The following is a 23,937-nucleotide window of genomic DNA, read 5'->3' on the forward strand; positions in this document are numbered from 1 at the left end:
CTCATCGCAGGCCCATGCGGATGCGCGGATCGAGCCAGACCAGGATCAGGTCCGAGATCAGCATGCCGACGAGGGTGAGGGCCGCGACGAACATCAGGATGAACCCGGCCATGAACTGGTCCTGGCTGCGCAGGGCCTCGAGGAGCAGCGGCCCGACAGTCGGCAGGCTGAGCACCAGGGAGACCAGCACCGACCCCGAGACGAGGTGCGGGAGCAGGTTGCCGATATCCGCGACGAACGGGTTGAGCGACATCCGGAACGGGTATTTCAGCAGCGCCTGCAGGGGCGGCAGGCCCTTGGCGCGGGCGGTCACCGTGTAGGGCTTGGCCAGCTCGTCGAGCAGGTTGGCGCGCATGCGCCGGATCATGGCCGCGGTGCCGCCGAGGCCGATCACCAGCGTCGGCACGATCAGGTGCGCCATGAGCGAGCGGACCTTCTCCCAGGTCCAGGGCTGGTTGGTGAGGGCCGAATCGTAGAGGCCGCCGATCGACAGCCCGAACCACCGGTTGGCATAGAACAGCAGGATCAGGGCGAGCAGGAAGCCCGGCACGGCGAGGCCGACATAGCCCAGCAGGGTGACGACGGCGTCGCCGAGCGTGTTCCGGTGCGTCGCGGAGTAGATCGCCGCCGGGATCGCCACGAGGTGGACGAACACCACCGCCGTCAGGTTGATCAGCAGGGTCAGCCACAGGGCGTCGCCGACGACGTCCGCCACCGGCTTGTCGTACTCGAACGACCAGCCCCAGTCGCCCTGGAGCAGCCCGGAGAACCCGACCGATCCGGGCAGCACGCCGATCCACAACAGGTACTGCTGCCAGACCGGCCGATCGAGCCCGTACTGCTTGATGAGTAGCTCCGCCTTCGCCACGGAGCTCGCGTCGCCGGTGGCCCGCAGCTCCATGATCCGGTTGGTCAGGTAGTCGCCCGGCGGCAGCTTGATGATCACGAAGACGAGCGCCGAGATGACCAGCAGCGTCACCGCCATCGTGACGACGCGGCGGAGGATCTGGACGATCACCGGGCCTCCGCGCGCTTGTCGGCGCCGGTTTCGGTGCCCTTGTCCCAGAACAGCTCGTCGAGACGCTGCACGCCGATCATCGCGGTGGGCTCCCAGGAATAGAGGGCGCGCTTCGGGAGGTTGATCAGGCGATCGGCGCCGACCACCGGCTGGAGCGCGCCCGCCACCGTGCCGATCACCCAGGTGTTGCGCGCGTGGTTCATCAGCATCTCGCGCCAGATCGCGGCCTGCCGGCCGGCATCGTCGGTGTGGCGCCACTCCCGGTCGAGCTCGATGAGGCGCTGGACCTCCGGTACGTCGCAGGGCTCGCCGCTCTTGCCGCGGCTCTCGACGTTCATGCTCCACAGCGGCCAGGAATAATGCTCCGGCTGGGCCGGGCTCAGCTCGGTCGGGGGCATAATCGCGGTCGGGACGGCGAGGTCGAGGCCCTGGGCGGCGACCATGACGGTCACGCCCGCGATCGAGCGCCGGTGCAGGTTCGTGCGCTCCTGCGGCTTGGTGATCAGGCGGATCCCGACCTCGCGCCAGAACTCCGTGATGAGCAGCAGCGCGTCGAGGACCATCTCGGCCTCGCCGTCGCTCTCCACCACCAGCTCCAGGGCGCGACCGCCCGGGAGCAGCCGCGTGCCGGAACCGTCGCGGGCCGTCAGCCCGATCTCGTCTAGAAGCTTGGCGGCCCGGGCCGGGTCGTAGGCGGCGTTGAGGGTCCGCATCTCGGGCTCGAACAGCGCGCTCTCGGGCACGATCGTGTCGTTGCCCTCGGTGCCCAGGCCGAACAGGAGCGTGTTGTTCAGGGTGCGCCGATCGATGGCGAGCGACAGGGCGTGCCGGTAACGCACGTCGCGGTTGAGCTGCCGCCACGCCGGATCCGTCGTGGTCAGGTTCGGGTAGAGCGCGATCTCCGAGCCGCGGGCCACGGGCCACAGGTTGGTGCGGTAGCGATGCGCCGCCTCACCCTCCTTGAGGCTCGGGATGTCGGGCATCATCAGGCCGCGGAACATCAGGTCGGCCTCGCCGGCATTGGTCTTGGCGACCAGGAGGCCCTGCGAGGCCACGTCCATCACGATGGAATCGACGTAGGGGAGCTGCGTGCCGGCCGTGTCGACCCGGTGGTAGCTGCGGTTGCGCTCGAACCGGAACCGGGTGGCCGGCGAGCGGGTCCGCGGCACCCAGCCCTGCAGGGTCGGGCAGTCCGGGTTGTTGAGCTCGTAATTGTCGTCGAGGCGATTGTGCAGGGCCGCCCAGCTGCGGAGCTTCAGCGCCTTGGACTTCGCGTCGGCCGCCTCCTTGCCGATGTAGCGGGCGTGGTACGGCTTGAGATAGTGCGACGGCCGGTAGATCAGCGGGTCGCGCGGCGCCGCCAGGGCCGGCAGGAACATCGGGTTCGGCCGGTCCCAGCTGTAGCGGACGGTGACCGGATCGAGGAATTCTACCTCCGGGAGCTTGCCGTCGACCCGGAAGAAGGCCGCTGGCCCGTCGGGGCTCAGGGCCTTCTCGTTGGCGACATCCTCCCAGTAGTAGCGGAAATCCTCCGCGGTGAACGGGTGCCCGTCCGACCAGCGGTGGCCCTGGCGGAGCGTGAACGTGAAGCGGCCGCCCTCGACGTCGACGCGCTCCAGCACGTCGGGCCGCAGGTTGAGGTCGGCATCGTAGCCGACGAGGCGGGTGTAGCCGTAGACCGACAGGTAGCGGACGTCCCGCGCCTTGGCGATCAGCGTGCGGATCGTGCCGCCCGCGCTGCCGAGCCGGCGTCCGTGGGCGGCGAGGTCGGCCACGTAGGGGGTGGTCGGCGGGCCGGGCGCGTCGGCCGGCGGGGTGTCGGCGAAGGCCCGCGACGGCGCGCGCGACCAGATCAGGCTGGCGCCGAGCCCGGCGAGCAGGGCGCGGCGGGACACGGTGCTGTCGTTCCCGCCCCGCAGCGGGAGAGCGGACGGGGTGCCGTCCTGAATGTCCCAGGCCTTCATGAGCTGCCCCGCAACGTCACGGAGGTGAGCCGGGCGGGCGAGTAGCCGGTCGCCCTGTGCAGGTCGTCGAAGGCGTGGGACCGGGCGATCAACCCGGCGGCCTGCCGCACCAGGGCGTCGTCGGCCGGCTGCTCGAAATGGCGGCCGTTCCGCGTCCACCGGATCGGCTCCGGGCTGCGCTCGGGCCCGGTGATCATCGCGATGGTCGGGTGCGCGGGGCCGCCATGGGCGTGGATCCGGTGCCCGGCCGCGTCGTCGTCGAACAGCAGCCGGGTCAGACCGCGCGCCCGCGCCTCCACGACCCGTCGACCCTGGGCGACGTGGTCGTCGAAGAACGCCACCGTCCGCGCCGGGTCGAGCATGGACCAGTCGGCGGTCGACCAATCCGCCGTGCTGTAGCGGGCCTGCCGGTCGCGGTACTGCAGACCCGACAGGTCCGGATCGTGGCAGAAGATCTGCGCCTGCGGGCGGGCCTGCCGGATCACCCAAGTCGTGAGCCCGCGGAAGACGCCCGATTCGATCACGAAGTCGGGCTTCAGCGCCCGCATGGCGAGGTAGAGCTGCAGCGCGCCGTTGAAGCCGCTGCCGCCGCGCCGCTGCCGGACGGGGGCGGTGGGTATCAGCGTCCAGAATGCCCGGACCTGCTCCAGCACGTCGCCGTCGGGGACGAGGCCGGCGGCGGCGAGATCGCGTTCCAGGATGGCGGCGGCCGATTCGAGCAGGGTGGCGACTTCGCGCGGCGAGGTCGGCCGGTGGGTCCAGTCGGGGGCAGCCGGGACGAGGTCGTAGCCCAGGCGGTCGAAGAACGGCGACAGCACCTTGCGGCGCAGGCGCTCCAGCATCACGGGCGGCCGGGCCTGCATCACGCGGCCTCCACGCTGTGGGCGGCGCCGAAGCGCACCCGGTGGCCGGTCTCGACCGGGCGCATCGCCCCGGCCTCATCGGCGGCCAGGCGGAACGGCTCCTCCCAGCGGGTCGGGTCGTTGCGGTCGGAGGCGACGGCCGCGAAGTCGAGGGGATGGTCCAGGCTCGGATCGGGCACGGCGGCGAGCAGCGCCCGCGTGTAGGGATGGACGGGCCGGCGGAACAGGGCCGCGCTGGGCGCCTCCTCGACGATGCGGCCCCGGCACATCACGCTGATCGTGTCCGCCATGTAGTCGATCACTGCCAGATTATGGGAAACGATGAGGTAGGAGAGGCCCAGGGCGGCCTGGAGATCCTTGAGCAGGTTCAGGATCTGCGCCTGGACCGAGACGTCGAGGGCCGAGACCGGCTCGTCGAGCACCAGCAGCCGCGGCTTCGGGGCGAGCGCCCGGGCGATCCCGATGCGCTGCCGCTGCCCGCCCGAGAAGGCGTGCGGGTACCGGCCGAGACCGCTGGGCTCCAGGCCGACCATGGCCATCAGGGCGCGGCAGCGCTCCCGCCGCTCCGCCGCCGGGACGCCGTGGATCTCCATCGGCTCCGACAGGATCTGCCGGACGGTCATGCGCGGATCGAGGGACGCGTAGGGGTCCTGGAACACGAACTGGACCGTGCGGCGATAGGCGAAGAGGGCGTCGCCGCTCAGGCCGTGGACGTCCCGCGGGCCGCTGCCGTCGTCGAACAGGATCCGCCCGGAATCCGGCCGGAGCGCCCGCATGATCATCTTCGAGACCGTGGTCTTGCCCGACCCGGACTCGCCGACGAGCCCCAGCGTCTGGCCCGCCGCCAAACTCAAGGAGACGTCGGACACGGCGTGGACGATCCGCGGCTTCTGCCAGAGCCGACCGGCGCGCAGCGTGAAGCTCTTGCTCACCCCCTCCACCTGCAGGATCGGCCCGGCCAGGGGCGCGGGCGCCTGGCCGGGCGGGATCTCGGCCTTGGCCGGGCGGATCGGCGTGAGCCGCTCGCCGGGCGCCATGTCGAAGCGCGGCACCGCGTGGAGGAGCGCGCGGAGGTAGGCGTGGCCCGGCGCGCGCATCACCGTGTCGCGCGGGCCCGCCTCGACGAGGCGTCCGCGATAGAGGACCGCGACGTCGTGAGCGATGTTGGCGACCACGCCGAGGTCGTGGGTGATCAGCAGGATCGCCATCCCGGTCTCCTCCTGGAGCCGTGCCAGCAGGGCGAGGATCTGGGCCTGAGTGGTGACGTCGAGCGCGGTGGTAGGCTCGTCGGCGACGAGGAGGGCGGGTTTCAGGATCAGCGCCATGGCGATCATGGCGCGCTGGCGCAGGCCGCCGGACAGCTCGAACGGGTAGGTCCGCAGGGCGCGGTGCGGGTCCGGGAAGCCGACCCGGGCCAGCGCCGCCTCGGTCCGGGCATCGGCCTCCTTGCGGTCGGCCCCGGTGTGGATGCGCAGCGCCTCGCCGATCTGGTCGCCCACCGTGTGGAGCGGTGACAGGCAGGTCATGGGCTCCTGGAAGATCATGGCGATGCGCTGGCCACGGATCGCCCGCATCGCCTCGCCCTCGGAGGGGAGCCGCGCGATGTCGGCCTCGACCTCGCCGTCCCGGAACAGGATCTGACCGCGGGTGATGGCGGCGGAGGGCGGCAGGATCCGCAGAATCGCCTGGGCGGTCACCGACTTGCCCGAACCGGACTCGCCGACCAGGGCGAGGGTGCGGCCGCGGTGAACGTCGAGGGACAGGCCGTGCAGCGCCTCGAACGGACCACTCTCCGTGCGGAACGCGACCGCGAGGTCGCGGATGGACAATAGCGGGCTCAACCCGTCCTCGCGATCTGTGAGACCTGAGACTTAGATGCCGCCGGCCCCTTGTCCATCGCGGACGCGCCGAAGTGCGCCCGAACATCCACGACCTGTATCGCCGGGTGCCGCAGGAGGTTGGCCACGAGGGCGCCGGCGAAGTCCCAGACGGCCTCGTCGTGGACGCGGTGGTGCGTCAGCAGGCCGAGCGGCCGCTCCGGCGCGCCCGCGATGTCGGCGGCGAGGCCGCGCAGCAGGGCTTCCGGATCGCGCAGGGACCGGCTGCCCCGCCAGTCGATCGGGTCGAGGGTGGCATCGAGCCGGCGCAAACCCGGGATCGACGGGCCGGGCACGGCCGAGAGGCCGCGATAGCCGAGATCCGGCAGGGCGGCGGCGAGTTCCGGCGCGACGCGGTTCCACGGCGGCACGAAGACAGGTAGCAGCGAGCCTTCCGGCAGACGCTGCCGGGCGATCCGGAGGCCGGCAGCGGCGTCGGCGACCAGGGTGTCGAGCGGGCGGTGCGCGCCGAACTCGGCCCGCTTCTCGCCCGGCGGGGCGTGGTTGTGGTGGGCGAGGCCGTGGACGGCGACGGATACACCGGCAGCCGCTTCGAGCCGCCGCGGCAGCGAGGCGTCGATGCCGGCCGGGATCGCGGCGAGGAGCAGCGGGACGGCGTGGTGCTCGGCGAGACCGATGAGGCGGTCGAGGTCCGGACCGCCCGCGACCGCGTCGTCGTCGCGCCAGAACAGCGGCACGCGCAGGCCCCGCGTTGCGACGGCGTCGAGAGCACGGCGGAGAGCGTCGAGGGCCGGCTCGGCCGGCTTAGCCCGGACGGGGCGCGATCGCTCGCCCCCGCGGAGGGATTCGACCAGCGCGACCGTGCGCGCTGCGCCGTCCCGATCGATCCCGGGATCGCCGGGCGCGGGGAGGACGCCCCGCGCCGCGATGGCCTGCACCAGGGTCCCGGGCGTCAGCTCCGATTCCGGCAGCACCCGGGCGAGGCCCCGGGCGGCGAGGCGCTCGGCGCGCAGGCGCTGCTCGGTCTCGCCGCCGGCCTCGAAGGGCACGAGGACAGCGGGTGTGCCGGTGGCGAGGAGATCGACGGCCGTGTTGTAGCCGCACTGGCTGACCGACAGGGCGGCGCCGGCCAGGAGCGCGCGATAGTCCGGCTGGGCGCGACCGAGGATGCCGGGCGCGAGACCGTGACCGATCTCGGACAGCTCGGCCTCGGGGACGCCGTGGCCGGCCAGGATCCGCCAGCCGAGATCCGGCCGAAGCCGGGCGGCGCCTGCGGCCGCGCGCAGCAGGACCAGCCCGGCCGGTCCGGATCCGGCGGCGACCACCACGCCGGAGCGGCGCGAGGCCGGCGCGGGCACGGTCCCCTCGTCCACGTAGCCGGTGTAACGCACCTTCGCGGCGGTGGCCGCGTCGAGGGGCCACGAGGCCTCGATGGGGATCAGGGCCGGGTCGCCGTGCACCAGCACGGCGTCATATAGGTCCGCGACCCGCGCGTGCGCCTGGGCGATCCGCTCCGGCTTGGTCGAGGCCATGAGGACGTCGCGCACGGAGGCGAGGACGAGCGGGCGCGGCCGCCGGGCGCGGGCCGCGTCCACCAGGGCGAGGAACTCGGCCGCCAGGGCGCGCCGGCCGAACGGGAACAGCTCGGTGATCACCGCGTCAGGCTCGAAGGCCGCCAGGGTATCGACCATCAGGGCCCGGCGGCGTTCGAGGAGCGCCGGCCCGGCCGGGCTTCCGTCGGGGTCCAGCAGCGTCGAGAAGTCCGTGCCGGCGATCCGGAGCGGCGGCAGCTGCACGCGGCGCAACCCGTCCTGTCGGACCATCGGTGCCGGGACGCCGCCCGAGACCAGCATCGTCTCGTGGCCGGCCGCAGCGAAGGCGCGGGCGATGGCGGCCGCGCGGGTGAGGTGCCCCGCGCCGAGCAGATGCGTGACCGCGATCAGGACGCGCACGCGGACAACTCCGATTCGCGGGCGACCGCGCCCTGCGGCAGACCCGCGGACGCGCGCAGCCGGCCGGCGATCAGCGCGATCGCCGCTTCCTCGGAGAAGTCCTGCACGAGCCGGGCCAGGGCCGCCGCGCCGAGCCGCTGACGGAGGCCCGGATCGCCCGCGAGACGCGACAGGGCCTCGGCCAGCGCCGCCGGCTCGCCGGGCGGCGTCAGGACGCCGTGGACGCCGTCGGTGATGAATTCCGGCGTGCCGGCGAAGGCGGTCGCCAGGATCGGCAGCGCCTGGCTCGCGGCCTCCATCAGCACGTTCGGCAGGCCGTCGCGATCGCCGCCGGGGGCGGGCTTCGTCGGCAGGACGAAGAGGTCCGCCGCGCGCATGGCCTCGATCACCGCGGGCTGCGCCAGGGCGCCGCGGAAGCGGACCCGCTCCGCCAGGCCGCAGGCAGCGACCCGGGCCTCCAGGGCTTCGCGCCGCTCGCCGCTGCCGATCAGATCGAGCCGCCAGTGCAGGTGCGCGGGCAGGGCGGCGAGGGCGTCGATGAGGTTGTCGTGCCCCTTCTTGGCGACGAGCCGGCCGACACAGAGGAGCCGGAGGGGGCGGTCCGGGTCCGTCCCGTCGCGCGGCTCGCGCGGCGGCGGCGCGTCGGGGAACCGGGCGAGATCGAGCCCGTGATAGGCGAGCAGCGTCCGGCCCGGGGCGAGGCTGTCGAGCCGGGCGAGGCCGTCACGGGTGCAGGTCACGCCCCATTCGGCGTCGCGCAGCTTCTCGGACAGTTCCCAGTCGGGCGTGGTCCAGATGTCCTTGGCATGCGCCGAGAAGCTCCACCGGCGCCCGGTCAGGAGCGCGGCGTAGCGGGCGACACTGGCCGGCGTGTGCAGGAAGTGCACGTGGATATGGGCGACCTCGGCCGGCAATTCCCGGGCTAGGACCAGGGCCTGCCCGAGGCGCCGCAGCCGCGACGCCGTCGGGTCGCGCCGGAGATCGCGGGCGAACAGCGCCAGGAGCGCGGGCAGGTTCGGCCGCCGGAGCGCGGCGCCGACGCCCCGGAGCACCCGCAGCGGCGCGTCGCGCAGGTACTCGGGCAGGTAGGCGGCCTCCGCGCGGATCTGCGCGTGCATCGGATGGCGGGCCCGATCGGTCGGGCGCCGGAGGGACCAGATCTCGAGAGCCAGTCCGCACCGTTCCAGCGCCAGCAACTCCTGCGCGATGAAGGTCTCGGAGAGCCGCGGATAGCCCTTCAGCACCACGGCGACCCGCTTGGCGCTCACGAATAGGCCTGCAGGTACGGCCGGGCCGCGACGTCCGCGCCGCCGCGGGCGGTCAGCGCCCGGACGCGGCGCGCGACCGCGTCGAGGCCGTCGAGGAGACCCGGCACCAGGACCCGCGACGGCGGGTCCTGTCCCGGCAGGTCGCGGAGCGCCGCCGCCATGCGCCCGGGCGCCCGGCCTTCCGCCTCCATCAGCACCCGCGCGAGGCCGAGCCGCTCGGCCGCCAGCGCCCGGATCGCCTGTTCCCGCCGCGGCTCGGTCCGGGGCACGAGGATCGCCCGGCGGTCGAAGGACAGGATCTCGCAGAACGTGTTGTAGCCCCCCATGGCGACGACGCCGGCGGCCTTGCGCATCAGGAACTCGATCTCGCTGTCGAAGGTGATGGCCGCGATCCGGTCGCCGAGGCGGCGGATGCGCGCCATGAACCCGTCGCGGATGCCGGCGTCGAGGAAGGGACCGAAGGCGATGAGCGCGGGGAGGGGGATCGCGGGATCGGCCTCGTAGGCGGCGATCACCCAGTCGATCAGGGCCGCCCCGTCGCCGCCGCCGCCCGGCGTCACCAGGATGAAGGGGCCGTTCGCGATCGGGGGCTCCTCGCGGCCGGCGCGGCGCTCCGGGAGGTCGCGGCGGAGATAGCCGGTGTAGATCAGGCGCCCGTCGATGCGGGCGGCCATCTCGGGCTCCATCGGCAGCGCCGCCAGGGGCTCGTGGATCCGGCTCAGCCCGTACACCCAGATCTCGTCGTAGAAACGCGCCATCGTCTCGGCCGCGCCCTTGCGCTCCCATTCGGGGACGAGGCGGTCGGCGTCGTCGAGGACGTCGCGCAGGCCCAGGACGAGGCGGATGTCGCGGGCCGCGGCCTTCTCCAGCACCGGCAGCAACTCGCCGTGGAAGCCGGCCGGTTCCTTGTCGACGATGATCAGGTCGGGTCGGAAGGCGTCGCAGGCCTGGGCGATGATCGCGGAACGCTGCGCGACGGTGCGCGCCAGCGGGGTCGCGCCGTCGAGGCTGGCATAGCCGCCGTCGGCGAACTTGGTCACCGGCGGCAGCCTGACCGTCCGGACGCCCGCCGCGAAGGCGAAGCGGTCGACCACCGGGGAGCCCGAGACGATCATCGCCCGGGCGCCGCGGTTGCACGCCACGATCGCGTTGGCGATCGCCCGCGAGCGGCGCAGATGGCCGAGCCCGAAGGTATCGTGGCTGTAGATCAGGACGCGCGGGGCCGGAGACGCCTCGTCCAGTCGCATCGATGTGATCGCCCCGGTTTGACGGCGCGAGGATCGCAGCCGCCGCCCTCTTGCACAAGCCGGGCCGGGCCGCAAACACCCCTGTTAACGGGCCCGGAACCGCGCGCGCCTAGGCTGCCGCGGAATCCGGACGCGGAAATCCTCCGTCATGCCAGCGCCCATCGAGACCCGCGTGCCGGGCTCACCGACAGCACGCGCCGCCGCGCTCCGGTCAGATCTCGCGCATCTCCTGAGCAGCGATGACCGGCTGTTCGCCTTCGGCCGGCGGGCGGCCTGGGTGCTGCTGCCGTTCGGCCTCGCCATGGTCCTCCTCGTCTACGGGACCGGCCCGGACCCGCGGCGCAACTGGTACGGCGACCCCCTCGGCAACGACTTCGTCCAGGTCTGGGTGGCGGGCCGTTCGGCGCTGGAGGGGCGGGGGGCAGACCCCTACGACCTGCCGGTGCACTTGGCGAACCTGAAGGCGGCCTGCGGGCAGGCGTGCCGGTTCGCGTGGCACTATCCCCCGGTGTTCCTCCTGCCGGCGGCCGCGATGGCACTGCTGGATCTGCAGCCGGCCTACCTGCTCTGGACCGCGCTGTCCCTCGTCCTGTTCGCGCTCGCGATGCGGGTCGCGGCCGGCCGGCGGGACGCGGCCCTCGTCGCGCTCGCGCACCCGCTCGTGCTCTGCAACCTCGTCTACGGCCAGAACGGCCTGTTCACCGCGTCGCTGCTCACCCTCGGCGCGGTGCTCGTCGATCGCCGACCGTGGCTCGCCGGGCTCTGCTTCGGCCTGCTGGCCTACAAGCCGCACTTCGCGGCGCTCGCCCCCCTGCTCCTGCTGGTGACGGGACGGCGCGCGTGCCTGGCCGCCTGCGCGTCGACGGTGCTGGCCCTCTGCCTCGCGTCGCTGGCGCTGTTCGGGACGGCGCCCTGGACCGGCTTCCTCGGCACGCTCGGGGACACGAACCGGATCATCCTGCAGAACGCGGCGGCGAGCCTCAACCTCAACGCCAGCGCGTTCGGCGCGGTGCGCCTGCTCGGCGGCTCGATGGCCGCCGCCTGGACGGCGCAGGGTCTCGTCGCCGTACTGGCGCTCGGCCTCGCCTTCCGCGCCTGGTCCCGGCCCACAGACCCGACGCTGCGCGCGGCCGCGCTCCTCGTCTCCGCGCCGCTGCTGTCACCGTACCTCCCGGTCTACGACCTGGCGCCGCTCGTGCCGGCCGTGCTCCTCCTGGCGCTCGCCGCGCACCGCGCGGGCGGCCTGCGGCCGCGCGAGCGGGCCCTGCTCTGCGCGGTGCCGCTCTTCGCGGTCGTCCGGGAGGCGGCCGCGCTGACCGGCTTCCCCCTCGGCCTCGTGCTGAGCATCGCGACCTTCGCCTGCATCGCGGAGCGCGTCATGCCGCGGAGCGTCACCCCGAGCCGACGGCGATCCGGGACGGGCGGCGCCGAGGCCCTCACGGAGCCAGCGGCCGCGGGATCCGAAAGGGCAGCATGAGTCGCACCATCGGGTTGCGGAACCGGTCGAGCGACAGGCTCTCGTGCATGGCCCGGACCGGCTCGCCGCCCAGGGTCGAGGCGAGCAGCGAGCGGGCGTAGAACGGCGTGTCCTCGTAGGTCGCGAGCACCCGCGAGCGGCCGCCGTCGCTGCGGGTCTCGCGCGGCATCCGCCAGAAGCGCGTCGCCGGGAGCGCCGCGCCGGGCGGCGGCCGGATCTCGCGGCGGCTGCCGTCCGCGGAGAACCGGAGCGACAGGTTCTGGCCGCCGCCGTCGCGGTGATGGACGTCGTAGAGGATCGCCGCGCCGTCCGGCAGGTCGGCCCGGCACCATGTCCACCGCGAGAAGGCGGCCTCCAGCGGTTCGTCGCCGTCGTTGGTGTCGAAGTAGCCGCTCCCGCTCCAGCGAAGGTCCGGCGCGTCGAAATCCACCTCGACCCGCGAGGAGGGCGACATCGGCCACCAGCGGTGGCGCCCGGCCCGGTCGAGATGGAACGGGCCGCCCGTGAACCCGCGCGGCTCGAGGCGCACGGTGCCGCGGATCCTGCGGGGCAGGGGGGCTCCGCGCTCGTCGATCCGCACCGTCAGCGCCGTGCCGTCCCAGTGCATGGCGCTCGGGCCCACGGCGATGTGGTCGGCGCTCCGCGACAGGCTCGCGGCGCGTCGCTCGGTCATGGCGAAGCGGCCGCGGTCGCCGTAGAGCACCACGTTCATGGCGCAGTGGGCGAAGGGGTCCTTCTCGGCGCTCCAGGCGTAGTAGGGCGAGAACACGCTGCCGATGAACGCGATGATCGTGAGGCCCTGGCGGCCGTCGTCGCTCACCGCATCGACGTACCACCACGCGTAGCCGCCCCGCGCGACCGCGCCATCGAATCGCGGTCGTCCAGGATCGCTGCCGCTGCCAGCCGCCCCGACTGCGCCGCCATCGGGACGCCCGGGCCGGGATGGATCGAGCCCCCCGCGAGATAGAGGCCCGGCACCGCCGTCCGCGCGCCCGCGCGCTTGAAGGTCGTCGCCCATCCCTGCGCCGCCCGACCGTAGAGGGCTCCGCCCGTCCCGGGGAAGAGGGCGTCGAAGTCCCGCGGCGTCGTCGTGACCGCCGACGACGTGAAGTCCAGGGTGAGCCCGCAGGCCTCCAGCCGGCGGATCAGGTTCCTCTCGCATCTCTCGATCTCCGGCGGCTGAAGGGGGCGCTCCCGGCCATCCGCCGGAGCGTTGACGAGCAGGAGCAGGCGTTCCGGCCCCCGCGGCGCGGCGCCCGCCGCGTCCCGGTCCTGGGCACAGACGTAGACGGTCGGGTCGTCGGGCAGGCGGCGGGCGCGCAGGAGCGCGTCGAACTCGGCCCGGTAGTCGCGCGAGAAGAACACCGTGTGGTGCGCCAGCGGGAAACCCGCCGGCACCGCCTCCGCGCAGAGCGTGACCGCGGAGAGCGAGCGCTCGCCGGGCGCGAGCCGCTCGCCGGCGGCGGCCGCATCGGGCCCGAGCAGCCCCGCCCCCAGGGCCGCGCAGTCCGCGTTGCAGACGACGTAGTCGGCGGCCACAGTCGTGCCGTCGCTCAGGCGCACGCCGGTGACGCGGCCGCCGTCCGCGAGGATTTGCGCGACCTCCGCGCCGTACCGGAAGGTCGCGCCGCGCTCCGCCGCCAGATCGGCCACCGCCCGCGCGAGGCCGCTGAGCCCTCCCGCGACGGTCCAGACGCCGGCCTGCTCCACGTGGGCGACGAGCATCAGCGTCGCCGGTGCCGTGAAGGGCGAGGCGCCGCAATAGGTGGCGTAGCGGCCGAACAGCTGGAGCAGCCGCGGGTCGCGAAAGTACGCCCCCAGCGCCGACCAGAGCGTCGTGAAGGGCTGGATTCGCCAGAGATCGCCGAGGCCCGAGAGCCCGACCCGCTGCGCGAGGCCGGCGGGACCCGTCCGGCCCTCGCGGATGAACGGCCCTTCGAGGGTGCGGTAGACCTCGGCCGAGCGGGCGCAGAAGCGCCGGTAGCCGTCCGCCTCGCGCGGTCCCGCAAAGGCCGCGATCGCGTCCGCCGACGCGTCGATATCGGCGAAGAGGTCGAGACGCTCGTCCCGGCTCCAGGCGTGACGGGCGAGGAGCCTTGCCGGTGACAGGGCGACCCGGTCGCCGAGATCCGCCCCGCACTCGGCGAACAGCTCCTCGAGAACCCAGCGCATCGTGAAGACGGTCGGACCGGCCTCGACGGCGCGGTCCCCGACCGGGACGGCGCGCATCTTCCCGCCGGGCTGCGGCGCGCGCTCGAGGATTGTCGTCTCGAAGCCGGCATGGGCGAGCCGCAGGGCGGCGGCGAGGCCACCGATCCCGGCACCGATCACGACGACGCGCTCCTGCGCCACGGCCGCTCCGAACTCCCCCACCACGGGATTGATCTCCCCTCCGCAAAGTGTCAATAAGAAATGACACCTGTTGCTGACAACCGCATACAACACGGGAGGCAACGATATGGAGTCCGGTCGGCGGATCGAGATGGCGCTGGATCGCGCCGTTGCGCACGCGGAGGCGCCCAGCGCCCCGCCCCTTCTGGCGGAGGCTCTCCGCTACGCGGTGTTTCCCGGCGGCCACCGGATCCGGCCGCGCCTCTGCCTCTCGGTGGCCCGCGCCTGCGGCGACGACGACCCGGCGGGGTCCGTGGCGGCCGCCGCCGCTATCGAGCTCCTGCACTGCGCCTCACTGGTCCACGACGACCTGCCGTGCTTCGACGACGCGCCGATGCGGCGGCAGAAGCCCTCCGTCCACGTCGCCTTCGGCGAGCCGATCGCCGTCCTGACCGGCGACGCCCTGATCGTCCTCGCCTTCGAGACCCTCGCGCGGTCCGTCGGGCCTCATCCGGCGCGCCTCGGGCGCCTCGTCGGACTCCTCGGCCGCGCCGCGGGGTCGCCGTCCGGCATCGCGGCCGGGCAGGCCTGGGAATCGGAGGCGCATATCAGCCTCAGCGACTATCAGCAGGCGAAGACGGGCGCCCTGTTCGCCGCCGCCACCGTGGCGGGTGCCGCGGCGGCGGGCGCGGATCCGGAACCCTGGCGCCGCCTCGGCGAGTGCCTCGGCGAGGCCTATCAGGTCGCCGACGACCTGCGCGACGTCGCCTGCCGGCAGGAGGAGATCGGCAAGCCCGCCGGGCGCGACGCGACGCTGGGCCGCCCCAACGCCGCCGCCCTGCTGGGGACCGGCGGCGCGATGGAGCGCCTGTCCCGGCTGACCCGCGAGGCGATCGCGGCGATCCCGCCCTGTCCGGGCGTGGCCACGCTCACCGCCGAGATCGAGGCGCAGGCGCGGCTGTTCCTGCCCGCGAGCCTGCGCGCGGTGGCGGTCTGAGCGCCGGATCGCTCCCCGGAACCGGCACGGTGCCGCCCGTGCCGCCCGCGTGGGCGGACAGGTGGCTCGCGTGGCGCAACCGCCTCGTCGCCAGCCCCCGGTTCCAGCGCTGGGCGGCGGGTTTTCCGCTGACGCGCCGCATCGCGCAGCGCAACACGCGCGCGCTGTTCGACCTCTGTGCCGGCTTCGTCTACGCGCAGGTCCTGACCGCCTGCATCCGCCTCAACCTCTTCGCGATCCTCGCGGAGGGCCCGCAGACGGTCGACGCGCTGGCGCGGCGGCTCGACCTCACGCCCGACGCGGCACGACGCCTGCTGCGCGCCGCCGAGTCCCTCGGTCTGCTGCGCGCCCTGTCGAATGACCGATTCGGGCTCGCCGACCTGGGCGCGGCCCTCGTCGGCAATCCCGGCATCGCCGCCATGATCGAGCATCACGCGCTGCTCTACGCGGATCTCGCGGATCCGGTCGCCCTGCTGCGCGGACAGGCCCAGCCGACCCGCCTCGCGGGCTACTGGCCCTATGCGGCCGGGGCGACGGGCGACGCGCGCACCGTGGCTCCCTACAGCGGCCTGATGGGTGCCTCGCAGGCGCTGATCGCCGAGGATGTGCTCGACGCCTGCGACCTGTCGCGCGTCCGGCACCTCATGGATGTCGGCGGCGGCGAGGGCGCCTTCCTGCAGGCCGTGGCGGCGCGGCACGCCGGCCCCCGCCTGACTCTGTTCGACCTGCCGGCCGTCGCCGACCGCGCCCGAGCGCGCCTCGACCAATCCGGCCTCGGCGACAGGATCGCCTGCCGCGGAGGCGACTTCCACGGCGGGCTGCCCGCGGGCGCCGACACGATCACCCTGGTGCGGATCGTCCACGATCACGACGACGCGCCGGCCCAGGCACTGCTGCGGGCGGCCTACGCGGCGCTGCCGCCGGGCGGCACGCTGCTCATCGCGGAGCCGATGGCCGGGACGCCCGGCGCGGAGCCGGTCGGCGACGCCTATTTCGGCTTCTACCTCCTGGCGATGGGCTCCGGCCGGCCGCGCCGGGCCGAGGAGCTGCGCGCGATGCTCGCGGCCGCAGGTTTCACCGCCACGCACGAGCATCCGACACGTCGCCCGCTGCTCGCGCGGGTGCTGAGAGCCCAAAAAACAGGCCCAGCAAAGTAAGTGTGACTTGACGCTGATCTGTGTCTATCTAGGATGACACATAGCGGCTTCGCACCAGAGAGAGTCGCAACGCAAAGGGTGGACACTTCCAGCCATGGACGCTCTGGCCGTCATTCTGGAAAACCCGGAGCACCTCTCGGTTCAGCGCCTGGCCCTGACGCCGCCCACTGACGCGGACGCGGTCGTGGCGGTGTCCTGGAGCGGGATCAGCACCGGCACCGAGCGCCTGCTCTGGTCGGGGCGGATGCCGCCCTTCCCGGGTATGGGCTACCCCCTGGTGCCGGGCTACGAATCCGTCGGGACGGTCGTGGAGGCGGATGCCGGCGCTTCGGTCCGGGTCGGCCAGACCGTCTACGTCCCGGGGGCCCGGTGCTTCGGCGCCGTTCGCGGCCTGTTCGGAGGCGCCGCGTCCCATCTGGTCGCACCGGCCGCCCGCCTCGTGCCGGTGGACGAGGCCCTCGGCGAGCAGGCCTGCCTCCTGGCCCTCGCGGCGACCGCCCATCGCGCCCTCGGGCGCCTCGCCCCCGGCGCGGCTCCGCTCATCGTCGGGCACGGCGTCCTCGGCCGGCTGCTCGCGCGGCTGACCCTGGCGGCGGGCGCCGCGCCCACCGTCTGGGAGACGGACCCCGTGCGCGCAGTCGGCGAGCACGGATACACCGTCGTCGCACCCGACGCGGATCCCCGGCGCGACTACGCGACGATCACGGATGTCAGCGGCAACGCCGCCGGCCTCGACGACCTGATCGCCCGGCTCGCACCGGGGGGCGAGATCGTCCTCGCCGGGTTCTACGAGGCGCCCCTCAGCTTCGCTTTCCCGCCCGCCTTCATGCGCGAGGCCCGGATCCGGATCTCGGCCGAGTTCAGGCCCGAGGACACGGTGGCGGTGACGCGGATGATCGAGAGCGGCCGGCTCTCCCTCGACGGGCTGATTACCCACCGTGCCCCGGCGGCACAGGCCCAGGACGCCTACCGCACCGCGTTCGCGGATCCGGGCTGCCTGAAGATGATCCTCGACTGGAGGGACGCCGCGTGAACGTTCAGCTCAATAAGGCTGCCCTGTCCCAGGCGACCCAGCTCCGCGCCGAGGCCGCGATCGAGCCCGATGCCGTGTCCACCGCACCGGCCAAGAAGGAGACGCAGATCATCGCGATCTACGGCAAGGGCGGCATCGGCAAGTCGTTCACCCTCGCCAATCTCAGCTACATGATGGCCCAGCAGGGCAAGAAGGTCCTGCTGATCGGCTGCGACCCGAAGAGCGACACCACCTCGCTCCTCTTCGGCGGCAAGGCCTGCCCGACCATCATCGAGACGTCGACCAGGAAGAAGCTCGCGGGCGAGTCGGTCGCGATCGGCGACGTCTGCTTCAAGCGCGACGGCGTCTACGCCATGGAGCTCGGCGGTCCCGAAGTCGGGCGCGGCTGCGGCGGCCGCGGCATCATCCACGGCTTCGAGCTTCTGGAGAAGCTGGGCTTCCACGAGTGGGGCTTCGACTTCGTCCTCCTCGACTTCCTCGGCGACGTGGTCTGCGGCGGCTTCGGCCTGCCGATCGCCCGGGACATGTGCCAGAAGGTCATCGTCGTCGGCTCGAACGACCTGCAGTCGCTCTACGTCGCCAACAACGTCTGCTCGGCGGTGGAGTATTTCCGCAAGCTCGGGGGCAATGTCGGCGTCGGCGGCCTCGTGATCAACAAGGACGACGGCACCGGCGAGGCCCAGGCCTTCGCGGAGGCGGCCGGCATCCCGGTCCTGGCCTCGATCCCGGCCGACGAGGACATCCGCCGCAAGAGCGCGAACTACGAGATCATCGGCAAGCCGGACGGGCGCTGGGGCACCCTGTTCGCGGACCTCGCCGCCAATGTCGCGGAGGCCGCGCCGCACCGCCCGACGCCGCTCTCGCAGGACGGGCTGCTCGGCCTGTTCTCCAGCGAGACCACCGGCCGCGACGTCGTGCTGGTTCCGGCGACCCACGAGGACATGTGCGGCGTCGCCCACGTGTCCAAGCCGTCCCTCGAAGTCGTGTACGACGAGGTCTGACGCGCATGGCCGTCTCCCTCGACATCGCCGATCTGCGGGCCCGCAAGGCGCCGGCCACCGTCGACCTCGCCGCGGCGCAGAGCGACGGCCTGGGTTGCCACGCCGGCAAGGACGCGATGGTGGCAGCCGCGGAAGCCGCCGGCCTATCGGAGACCCTGGCGCAGCTGCGCGAGGATTATCCCCAGGGCCCGCACGACCAGCCGCAGAGCATGTGCCCGGCCTTCGGCTCGCTGCGGGTCGGTCTGCGGATGCGCCGCACGGCGACGATCCTGTCGGGCTCGGCCTGCTGCGTGTACGGCCTGACCTTCACGTCGCATTTCTACGGGGCGCGGCGCAGCGTCGGCTACGTGCCGTTCAACTCCGAGACGCTCGTCACCGGCAAGCTGTTCGAGGACATCCGCGAGGCGGTCCACGCGACTGCGAAGCCGGAGGATTACGACGCCGTCGTCGTCATCAACCTCTGCGTCCCGACGGCCTCCGGTGTGCCGCTGCGCCTGCTGCCGAAGGCGATCGACGGCGTCCGGGTGATCGGGATCGACGTGCCGGGCTTCGGCGTCCCGACCCACGCCGAGGCCAAGGACGTGCTCGCCGGCGCCATGCTCAAGGTCGCCCGCGCGGAGGCCGAGCAGGGGCCCGTCGCCGCCCCCCGCGGTGGCCGTTCCGAGCGCCCCAGCGTCGCGCTGCTGGGCGAGGTCTTCCCGGCCGACCCAGTGGTGATCGGTGCGCTCCTGGAGCCGCTGGGACTGGCGGCCGGCCCGGTCGTGCCGACCCGGGAATGGCGCGAGCTCTACGCGGCCCTCGACTGCGCGGCGGTGGCGGCGATCCACCCGTTCTACACGGCCTCGATCCGCGAGTTCGAGGCGGCGGGCCGCCCGATCGTCGGCTCCGCTCCCGTCGGCGTCGACGGGACCGCCGACTGGCTCGACCGGATCGGCGAGGCCTGCGGCGTGCCCCGCGCCACCGTCGAGACCGCCAAGAACCGCATCCTGCCCGGCATCCGCGGCGCGCTCGGCGCGATGCCGATCAAGGGGCGGATCACGCTCTCGGGCTACGAGGGATCGGAGCTGCTCGTGGCGCGCCTCCTCGTCGAGAGCGGCGCCGAGGTCCCCTATGTCGGCACCGCCTGCCCGCGCACGCCCTGGTCGGAGGCGGATCGCGACTGGCTCGAGTCTCGCGGAACGGAGGTCCGATACCGGGCCTCCCTCGAGGATGATCTGTTCGCCTTCGAAGCGCTGAAGCCCGATCTCGCCATCGGCACGACGCCGGTGGTGCAGCGCGCCAAGGAGCGCGGCACGCCGGCGCTCTACTTCACCAACCTGATCTCGGCGCGCCCGCTGATGGGCGCGGCCGGCGCCGGGTCGCTCGCCACGGTGATCAACGCCGCCCTCGGCAACAGGGCGCGCTTCGACGCCATGCGCGACTTCTTCGAGGGCGTCGGCACCGGTCACGCCGCGGGCGTCTGGCAGGAGGTGCCGCAGAAGCGCCAGGGCCCGAAGATCGAGGGCCCCAAGAAGCCGATCGGGGAGATGGCCTGATGCTCATCCTCGATCACGACAGGGCCGGGGGCTACTGGGGCGCGGTCTACGTCTTCACGGCGATCAAGGGCCTGCAGGTCGTCATCGACGGCCCCGTGGGCTGCGAGAATCTGCCGGTCACCTCGGTGCTGCACTACACCGACGCGCTGCCGCCGCACGAGCTGCCGATCGTGGTCACCGGGCTCGCCGAGGAGGAACTCGGCCGGCACGGGACCGAGGGCGCCATGAAGCGCGCCCACGCGACCCTCGATCCGGGCCAGCCCAGCGTCGTGGTCACCGGCTCCATCGCCGAGATGATCGGCGGAGGCGTGACGCCGGAGGGCACGGGGCTCCAGCGCTTCCTGCCGCGCACGATCGACGAGGACCAGTGGCAGGCCGCCGACCGGGCGATGCGCTGGCTCTGGCAGGAGTACGGGGCGAAGAAGTTCGCCAAGAAGGGCATCCCGGCCCGGCCGGAGAAGAAGCCCGGCGAGAAGCCGCGAGTGAACCTCATCGGCCCGGCCTACGGCACCTTCAACATGCCGTCCGACCTCTCCGAGATCCGGCGGCTGGTCGAGGGGATCGGCGCCGAGGTGAACCTCACCTTCCCGCTCGGCGCGCACCTCGCCGACGTGCCGAAGCTGGTCAACGCCGACGCCAATATCTGCCTCTACCGGGAGTTCGGGCGGCTGCTCTGCGAGGATCTGGAGCGCCCGTACCTGCAGGCGCCGATCGGCATCCTGTCCACGACCAAGTTCCTGCGCTCGCTGGGCGCGATCCTGGGCCTCGATCCCGAGCCGTTCATCGAGCGGGAGCGGCACACGACGATCAAGCCGGTATGGGATCTCTGGCGCTCGGTGACGCAGGACTTCTTCGGGACCGCCAGCTTCGGCATCGTCGCGACCGAGACCTACGCGCGCGGCGTGCGCCATTTCCTCGAAGACGAGATGGGCCTGCCCTGCCACTTCGCCTTCGGGCGCTCGGCCGGTCTGAAGCCCGACAACGCGGCCGTCCGCGCCGCCGTCGCGGCCAAGCCGCCGCTGGTGCTGTTCGGCTCGTTCAACGAGCGGATGTACCTCGCCGAGTGCGGAGCCCGGGCGACCTACGTGCCGGCCTCGTTCCCCGGCGCGATCATCCGGCGCCACACCGGGACGCCCTTCATGGGCTACGCCGGGGCGACCTACCTGGTCCAGGAGGTCTGCAACGCCCTGTTCGACACCCTCTTCCACATCCTGCCGCTCGCCCGCGACATGGACAAGGTCGAGGCGACGCCGGCCCGGCGCCACGCCGAGCTGCCGTGGGACGAGGCCGCCCGGCAGGCGCTCGACGCCCTGGTAGAGGCCCAGCCGGTGCTCGCCCGGATCTCCGCGGCCAAGCGCCTGCGCGACGCCGCCGAGCGGGCTGCCCGGGACACCGAGGCCGCCGCCGTAGCGCCCGCTCACGTGGCGCGGGCCCGGGCCGCCCTCGCGGGAGGAGTGCCCGCATGAGCCGCCTTTCCGTTTCACCCAGAGGAGACCTGACGATGCGAACGATGGTCCCGACCGGCCGCCAGCACCAGGAAGCGTTTCAGTTCCGGCTGATCCTGGCGGCGACCTACCCGTTCTTCCTCGCCGCCGCGGCGCTGAACCGGTTCCGGCCCAGCCGCGAGACGGCCCGCCCGGGCCTGGCGCCGGCGCGCCGCTCGGTCTTCGGCGAAGCCCGCGCCATGGCGGTTCAGGCGATCCCCTTCGCCTTCATGGGCTGAAACGCCCCTGAGCGAGACGCTTCCGTCCGGTCACGCGGGGGAAGTCGGGCCGTGACAGCCGAAAGGCATCGCGGCTGAACCCGTCGCGCCTCGCCAGAGGCGCGGCCAACACACGGAGGTCTGAACGATGGCGAGTGGACCCGTCACAACAGAAAGACCGAGCAGCCTGTCCGGGCTGACGGAACCGGAAGCCAAGGAGTTCCACGCGATCTTCCTGACGAGCTTCCTCATCTTCACGGCGATCGCCGTGGTCGCCCACATCCTTGTCTGGCTGTGGCGTCCGTGGCTCCCCGGACCGCAGGGCTACGCCTCTCTCGAGGGCGTTCGCGATGCGGCCCACGCCCTCGTCACGATGATCGGCTGAGGAGGATCGGATGCACAAGGTTTGGTTGCTCTTCGATCCGCGGCGCACGCTGGTGGCTCTGTTCACCTTCCTCTTTATCCTGGCGCTGCTGATCCACTTCATCCTGCTCTCGACCGACCGGTTCAACTGGCTGGACGGCCCGAGAAACAACAAGGCGGCCCAGAACACCATCACGCTCGCGCTGCCGCAGATGCCGGCCTGAGTGCCGGTCCGGACCGCGGCGCGCGAGGGCCGCGGTCCACCAACATTCCTCTTCTCCGGCCTGACTGAGGAGCAGCCGCCATGGCGATGCTGAGCTTCGAGCGCAAATACAGGGTTCGCGGCGGCACCTTGCTCGGAGGCGACCTGTTCGACTTCTGGGTCGGGCCGTTCTTCGTCGGTTTCTTCGGCGTCGTCGGCATGTTCTTCACGGTGCTGGGCACCGCGCTCGTCATCTACGGCGCCGCGATCGGACCGACCTGGAACATCTGGCAGATCAACATCGCGCCGCCCGATGTCAGCTACGGCCTGAGACTCGCGCCGCTGAAGGATGGCGGGCTCTGGCAGATCATCACCATGTGCGCGCTCGGCTCGTTCGTTTCCTGGGCGCTGCGCGAGGTCGAGATCTGCCGCAAGCTCGGGATCGGCTACCACGTCCCCGCGGCCTTCGGGATGGCGATCTTCGCCTACTTCACCCTCGTGGTGATCCGGCCGCTGCTGATGGGCGCCTGGGGCTACGGCTTCCCGTACGGCATCCTCAGCCATCTCGATTGGGTGTCCAACACCGGATACCAGTATCTCCACTTCCACTATAATCCGGCCCACATGCTGGCCGTGACGTTCTTCTTCACGACGACGCTGGCCCTGGCGATGCACGGCGGCCTGATCCTGTCGGCGACCAACCCGAAGAAGGGCGAGACCGTCAAGACGCCCGAGCACGAGGACACCTTCTTCCGCGACACGATCGGCTACTCGATCGGCACGCTCGGCATCCACCGCCTCGGCCTGTTCCTGGCGCTCTCTGCAGGGTTCTGGAGCGCGGTCTGCATCGTCATCAGCGGGCCGTTCTGGACGCAGGGCTGGCCGCAATGGTGGGGCTGGTGGCTCAACCTGCCGGTCTGGCGGTGACGGGTCGGACGGGATCGGAACGAGGGGACTAACGCGGGTCGCCGCCGCCCAGCGCGCGGCACTCCGGGGGAGGGCAGGCCATGGCCTATTACCAGAACATCTTCACGCAGGTTCAGGTGCGCCCGCTCGTGCCGGATCAGGGCGTCCCGGTCGCGGTCGACGAGCGGGTCGGCAAGCCGTTCAACAGCTACCTGTTCGGGCTGATCGGCAACAGCCAGGTCGGGCCGATCTATATCGGCTACATCGCGGCTCTGTCGATCACATGCGGGGTGATCGCCTTCGAGATCATCGGGCTCAACATGTGGGCCTCGGTGAACTGGGACCCGGTCCAGTTCGTCCGGCAATTGCCGTGGCTCGCCCTCGAGCCGCCTCTCCCGAAGTACGGCCTGAAGGTCCTTCCGCCCCTGAACGAGGGCGGGTGGTGGCTCATCGCCGGCTTCTTCCTGACGGCCTCGATCCTGCTGTGGTGGGTCCATCTCTACAAGCGGGCGCGGGCGCTCGGCCTCGGCCTGCACGTACCGTGGGCCTTCGCGTCGGCGATCTGGCTCTACCTCGTCCTCGGCTTCATCCGGCCGGTGCTGATGGGCTCATGGTCGGAAGCCGTGCCGTTCGGCATCTTCCCGCACCTCGACTGGACCGCGGCCTTCTCGCTCCGCTACGGGAACCTCTTCTACAACCCGTTCCACATGCTCTCGATCACGTTCCTCTACGGGTCGACGCTGCTGTTCGCGATGCACGGGGGCACGATCCTGGCCTGCTCGCGCTACGGCGCGGAGCGCGAGATCGACCAGATCGTCGACCGCGGCACGGCCACCGAGCGCGCCGCCCTGTTCTGGCGCTGGACCATGGGCTTCAACGCCACGATGGAGTCGATCCACCGCTGGGCGTGGTGGTTCGCCGTGCTGACGACGCTGACCGGCGGCATCGGCATCCTGCTCACCGGGACCGTGGTCGACAACTGGTACCTCTGGGCCGTCAAGCACGGCGTCGCGCCCTCGTACCCGCAGGTCTACGGCCCGATCGTGGATCCCGCCCATCTCGCACCCGGCATGAAGCCGTGAG

The 23,937-nt window shown here is 72.4% G+C and carries 21 protein-coding genes; 12 read left to right on the forward strand and 9 right to left on the reverse strand.

Annotation, left to right across the window (positions count from 1 at the left end):
• Position 1 precedes the first annotated feature (1 nt).
• From ACLBYG_RS09695 to ACLBYG_RS09725, 7 genes are read right to left on the reverse strand one after another with little or no spacing between them, the layout of a single operon-like run.
• Positions 2-1,018: an ABC transporter permease gene (locus ACLBYG_RS09695; protein WP_447681337.1), complete on the reverse strand. Its 1,017-nt coding sequence runs from the start codon at positions 1,016-1,018 to the stop codon at positions 2-4.
• On the reverse strand, positions 1,015-2,982 hold the full coding sequence (locus ACLBYG_RS09700) for an ABC transporter substrate-binding protein (protein ID WP_447681338.1): 1,968 nt from the start codon (positions 2,980-2,982) through the stop codon (positions 1,015-1,017). Before ACLBYG_RS09700 ends, ACLBYG_RS09695 begins: the two co-directional genes overlap by 4 nt.
• Positions 2,979-3,845 (reverse strand): hypothetical protein, encoded by an 867-nt coding sequence (locus ACLBYG_RS09705; RefSeq protein WP_447681339.1) that lies wholly within the window; start codon positions 3,843-3,845, stop codon positions 2,979-2,981. The genes ACLBYG_RS09700 and ACLBYG_RS09705 overlap by 4 nt, the downstream gene beginning before the upstream one ends.
• Entirely contained in the window at positions 3,845-5,686 is a 1,842-nt protein-coding gene (locus ACLBYG_RS09710; protein WP_447681340.1) for an ABC transporter ATP-binding protein, read from the reverse strand. The genes ACLBYG_RS09705 and ACLBYG_RS09710 overlap by 1 nt, the downstream gene beginning before the upstream one ends.
• A complete protein-coding gene (locus ACLBYG_RS09715) occupies positions 5,683-7,635 on the reverse strand; it encodes a glycosyltransferase (RefSeq protein ID WP_447681341.1) in 1,953 nt (650 codons plus the stop codon). Before ACLBYG_RS09715 ends, ACLBYG_RS09710 begins: the two co-directional genes overlap by 4 nt.
• The gene (locus ACLBYG_RS09720) at positions 7,623-8,903 is read right to left on the reverse strand and encodes a glycosyltransferase family 4 protein (RefSeq protein ID WP_447681342.1); all 1,281 of its coding nucleotides are present in this window, start codon (positions 8,901-8,903) and stop codon (positions 7,623-7,625) included. Before ACLBYG_RS09720 ends, ACLBYG_RS09715 begins: the two co-directional genes overlap by 13 nt.
• The gene (locus ACLBYG_RS09725) at positions 8,900-10,150 is read right to left on the reverse strand and encodes a glycosyltransferase family protein (RefSeq protein ID WP_042669527.1); all 1,251 of its coding nucleotides are present in this window, start codon (positions 10,148-10,150) and stop codon (positions 8,900-8,902) included. The genes ACLBYG_RS09720 and ACLBYG_RS09725 overlap by 4 nt, the downstream gene beginning before the upstream one ends.
• A gap of 148 nt (positions 10,151-10,298) precedes the next feature.
• Here ACLBYG_RS09725 and ACLBYG_RS09730 point away from each other — a divergent pair, with 148 nt between their 5' ends.
• Complete coding sequence (locus ACLBYG_RS09730) at positions 10,299-11,627, forward strand: glycosyltransferase family 87 protein (RefSeq protein ID WP_447681343.1); 1,329 nt, start codon at positions 10,299-10,301, stop codon at positions 11,625-11,627.
• On the opposite strand, the gene ACLBYG_RS09735 is transcribed toward ACLBYG_RS09730, so the two are convergent.
• Both ACLBYG_RS09735 and crtD read right to left on the reverse strand, forming a co-directional pair.
• Complete coding sequence (locus tag ACLBYG_RS09735; protein WP_447681344.1) at positions 11,587-12,447, reverse strand: carotenoid 1,2-hydratase; 861 nt, start codon at positions 12,445-12,447, stop codon at positions 11,587-11,589. The two genes, ACLBYG_RS09730 and ACLBYG_RS09735, sit on opposite strands and share 41 nt — an antisense overlap.
• A complete protein-coding gene (gene crtD, locus ACLBYG_RS09740) occupies positions 12,444-13,979 on the reverse strand; it encodes a 1-hydroxycarotenoid 3,4-desaturase CrtD (RefSeq protein WP_091677208.1) in 1,536 nt (511 codons plus the stop codon). Before crtD ends, ACLBYG_RS09735 begins: the two co-directional genes overlap by 4 nt.
• Positions 13,980-14,085: 106 nt before the next feature.
• Between crtD and ACLBYG_RS09745 the strand changes: the two genes are divergently transcribed.
• The 11 genes from ACLBYG_RS09745 (at position 14,086) to pufM (ending at position 23,936) form a co-directional block, all read left to right on the forward strand.
• Positions 14,086-14,955 carry a polyprenyl synthetase family protein gene (locus ACLBYG_RS09745; protein ID WP_447681345.1) on the forward strand — a complete coding sequence of 290 codons (870 nt, stop codon included), beginning with the start codon at positions 14,086-14,088 and terminating at the stop codon, positions 14,953-14,955.
• Positions 14,956-14,984: 29 nt separating this feature from the next.
• Complete coding sequence (locus ACLBYG_RS09750) at positions 14,985-16,112, forward strand: methyltransferase (RefSeq protein WP_447681346.1); 1,128 nt, start codon at positions 14,985-14,987, stop codon at positions 16,110-16,112.
• Between the two features lie 94 nt (positions 16,113-16,206).
• Entirely contained in the window at positions 16,207-17,145 is a 939-nt protein-coding gene (gene bchC, locus ACLBYG_RS09755) for a chlorophyll synthesis pathway protein BchC (protein WP_447681347.1), read from the forward strand.
• Positions 17,142-18,146: a chlorophyllide a reductase iron protein subunit X gene (locus tag ACLBYG_RS09760; RefSeq protein ID WP_020091989.1), complete on the forward strand. Its 1,005-nt coding sequence runs from the start codon at positions 17,142-17,144 to the stop codon at positions 18,144-18,146. Before bchC ends, ACLBYG_RS09760 begins: the two co-directional genes overlap by 4 nt.
• 5 nt (positions 18,147-18,151) lie before the next feature.
• A complete protein-coding gene (bchY, locus tag ACLBYG_RS09765) occupies positions 18,152-19,681 on the forward strand; it encodes a chlorophyllide a reductase subunit Y (RefSeq protein WP_447681348.1) in 1,530 nt (509 codons plus the stop codon).
• On the forward strand, positions 19,681-21,147 hold the full coding sequence (bchZ, locus tag ACLBYG_RS09770; RefSeq protein WP_447681349.1) for a chlorophyllide a reductase subunit Z: 1,467 nt from the start codon (positions 19,681-19,683) through the stop codon (positions 21,145-21,147). Before bchY ends, bchZ begins: the two co-directional genes overlap by 1 nt.
• Positions 21,148-21,182: 35 nt before the next feature.
• A complete protein-coding gene (locus ACLBYG_RS09775; RefSeq protein ID WP_026604760.1) occupies positions 21,183-21,404 on the forward strand; it encodes a hypothetical protein in 222 nt (73 codons plus the stop codon).
• 127 nt (positions 21,405-21,531) lie between these two features.
• Complete coding sequence (gene pufB / locus ACLBYG_RS09780; RefSeq protein ID WP_012319767.1) at positions 21,532-21,768, forward strand: light-harvesting antenna LH1, beta subunit; 237 nt, start codon at positions 21,532-21,534, stop codon at positions 21,766-21,768.
• A gap of 10 nt (positions 21,769-21,778) precedes the next feature.
• The gene (gene pufA / locus ACLBYG_RS09785) at positions 21,779-21,970 is read left to right on the forward strand and encodes a light-harvesting antenna LH1, alpha subunit (RefSeq protein WP_020091993.1); all 192 of its coding nucleotides are present in this window, start codon (positions 21,779-21,781) and stop codon (positions 21,968-21,970) included.
• An 80-nt stretch (positions 21,971-22,050) separates the two neighbouring features.
• Positions 22,051-22,875: a photosynthetic reaction center subunit L gene (gene pufL, locus ACLBYG_RS09790; protein WP_020091994.1), complete on the forward strand. Its 825-nt coding sequence runs from the start codon at positions 22,051-22,053 to the stop codon at positions 22,873-22,875.
• Between the two features lie 80 nt (positions 22,876-22,955).
• A complete protein-coding gene (pufM, locus tag ACLBYG_RS09795) occupies positions 22,956-23,936 on the forward strand; it encodes a photosynthetic reaction center subunit M (protein WP_447681350.1) in 981 nt (326 codons plus the stop codon).
• The last annotated feature ends 1 nt before the right edge of the window (position 23,937 follow it).

It is taken from the genome of Methylobacterium sp. D53M, from assembly GCF_053345625.1.

Coding starts and splice junctions, on each gene's coding strand:
- ACLBYG_RS09700 (WP_447681338.1), bottom strand. CDS start 2,982: ATGAAGGCCTGGGACATTCAGGACGGCACCCCGTCCGCTCTCCCGCTG.
- ACLBYG_RS09705 (WP_447681339.1), bottom strand. CDS start 3,845: ATGCAGGCCCGGCCGCCCGTGATGCTGGAGCGCCTGCGCCGCAAGGTG.
- ACLBYG_RS09725 (WP_042669527.1), bottom strand. CDS start 10,150: ATGCGACTGGACGAGGCGTCTCCGGCCCCGCGCGTCCTGATCTACAGC.
- ACLBYG_RS09730 (WP_447681343.1), top strand. CDS start 10,299: ATGCCAGCGCCCATCGAGACCCGCGTGCCGGGCTCACCGACAGCACGC.
- ACLBYG_RS09745 (WP_447681345.1), top strand. CDS start 14,086: ATGGAGTCCGGTCGGCGGATCGAGATGGCGCTGGATCGCGCCGTTGCG.
- bchC (WP_447681347.1), top strand. CDS start 16,207: ATGGACGCTCTGGCCGTCATTCTGGAAAACCCGGAGCACCTCTCGGTT.
- bchY (WP_447681348.1), top strand. CDS start 18,152: ATGGCCGTCTCCCTCGACATCGCCGATCTGCGGGCCCGCAAGGCGCCG.
- bchZ (WP_447681349.1), top strand. CDS start 19,681: ATGCTCATCCTCGATCACGACAGGGCCGGGGGCTACTGGGGCGCGGTC.
- ACLBYG_RS09775 (WP_026604760.1), top strand. CDS start 21,183: ATGCGAACGATGGTCCCGACCGGCCGCCAGCACCAGGAAGCGTTTCAG.
- pufB (WP_012319767.1), top strand. CDS start 21,532: ATGGCGAGTGGACCCGTCACAACAGAAAGACCGAGCAGCCTGTCCGGG.
- pufA (WP_020091993.1), top strand. CDS start 21,779: ATGCACAAGGTTTGGTTGCTCTTCGATCCGCGGCGCACGCTGGTGGCT.
- pufL (WP_020091994.1), top strand. CDS start 22,051: ATGGCGATGCTGAGCTTCGAGCGCAAATACAGGGTTCGCGGCGGCACC.
- pufM (WP_447681350.1), top strand. CDS start 22,956: ATGGCCTATTACCAGAACATCTTCACGCAGGTTCAGGTGCGCCCGCTC.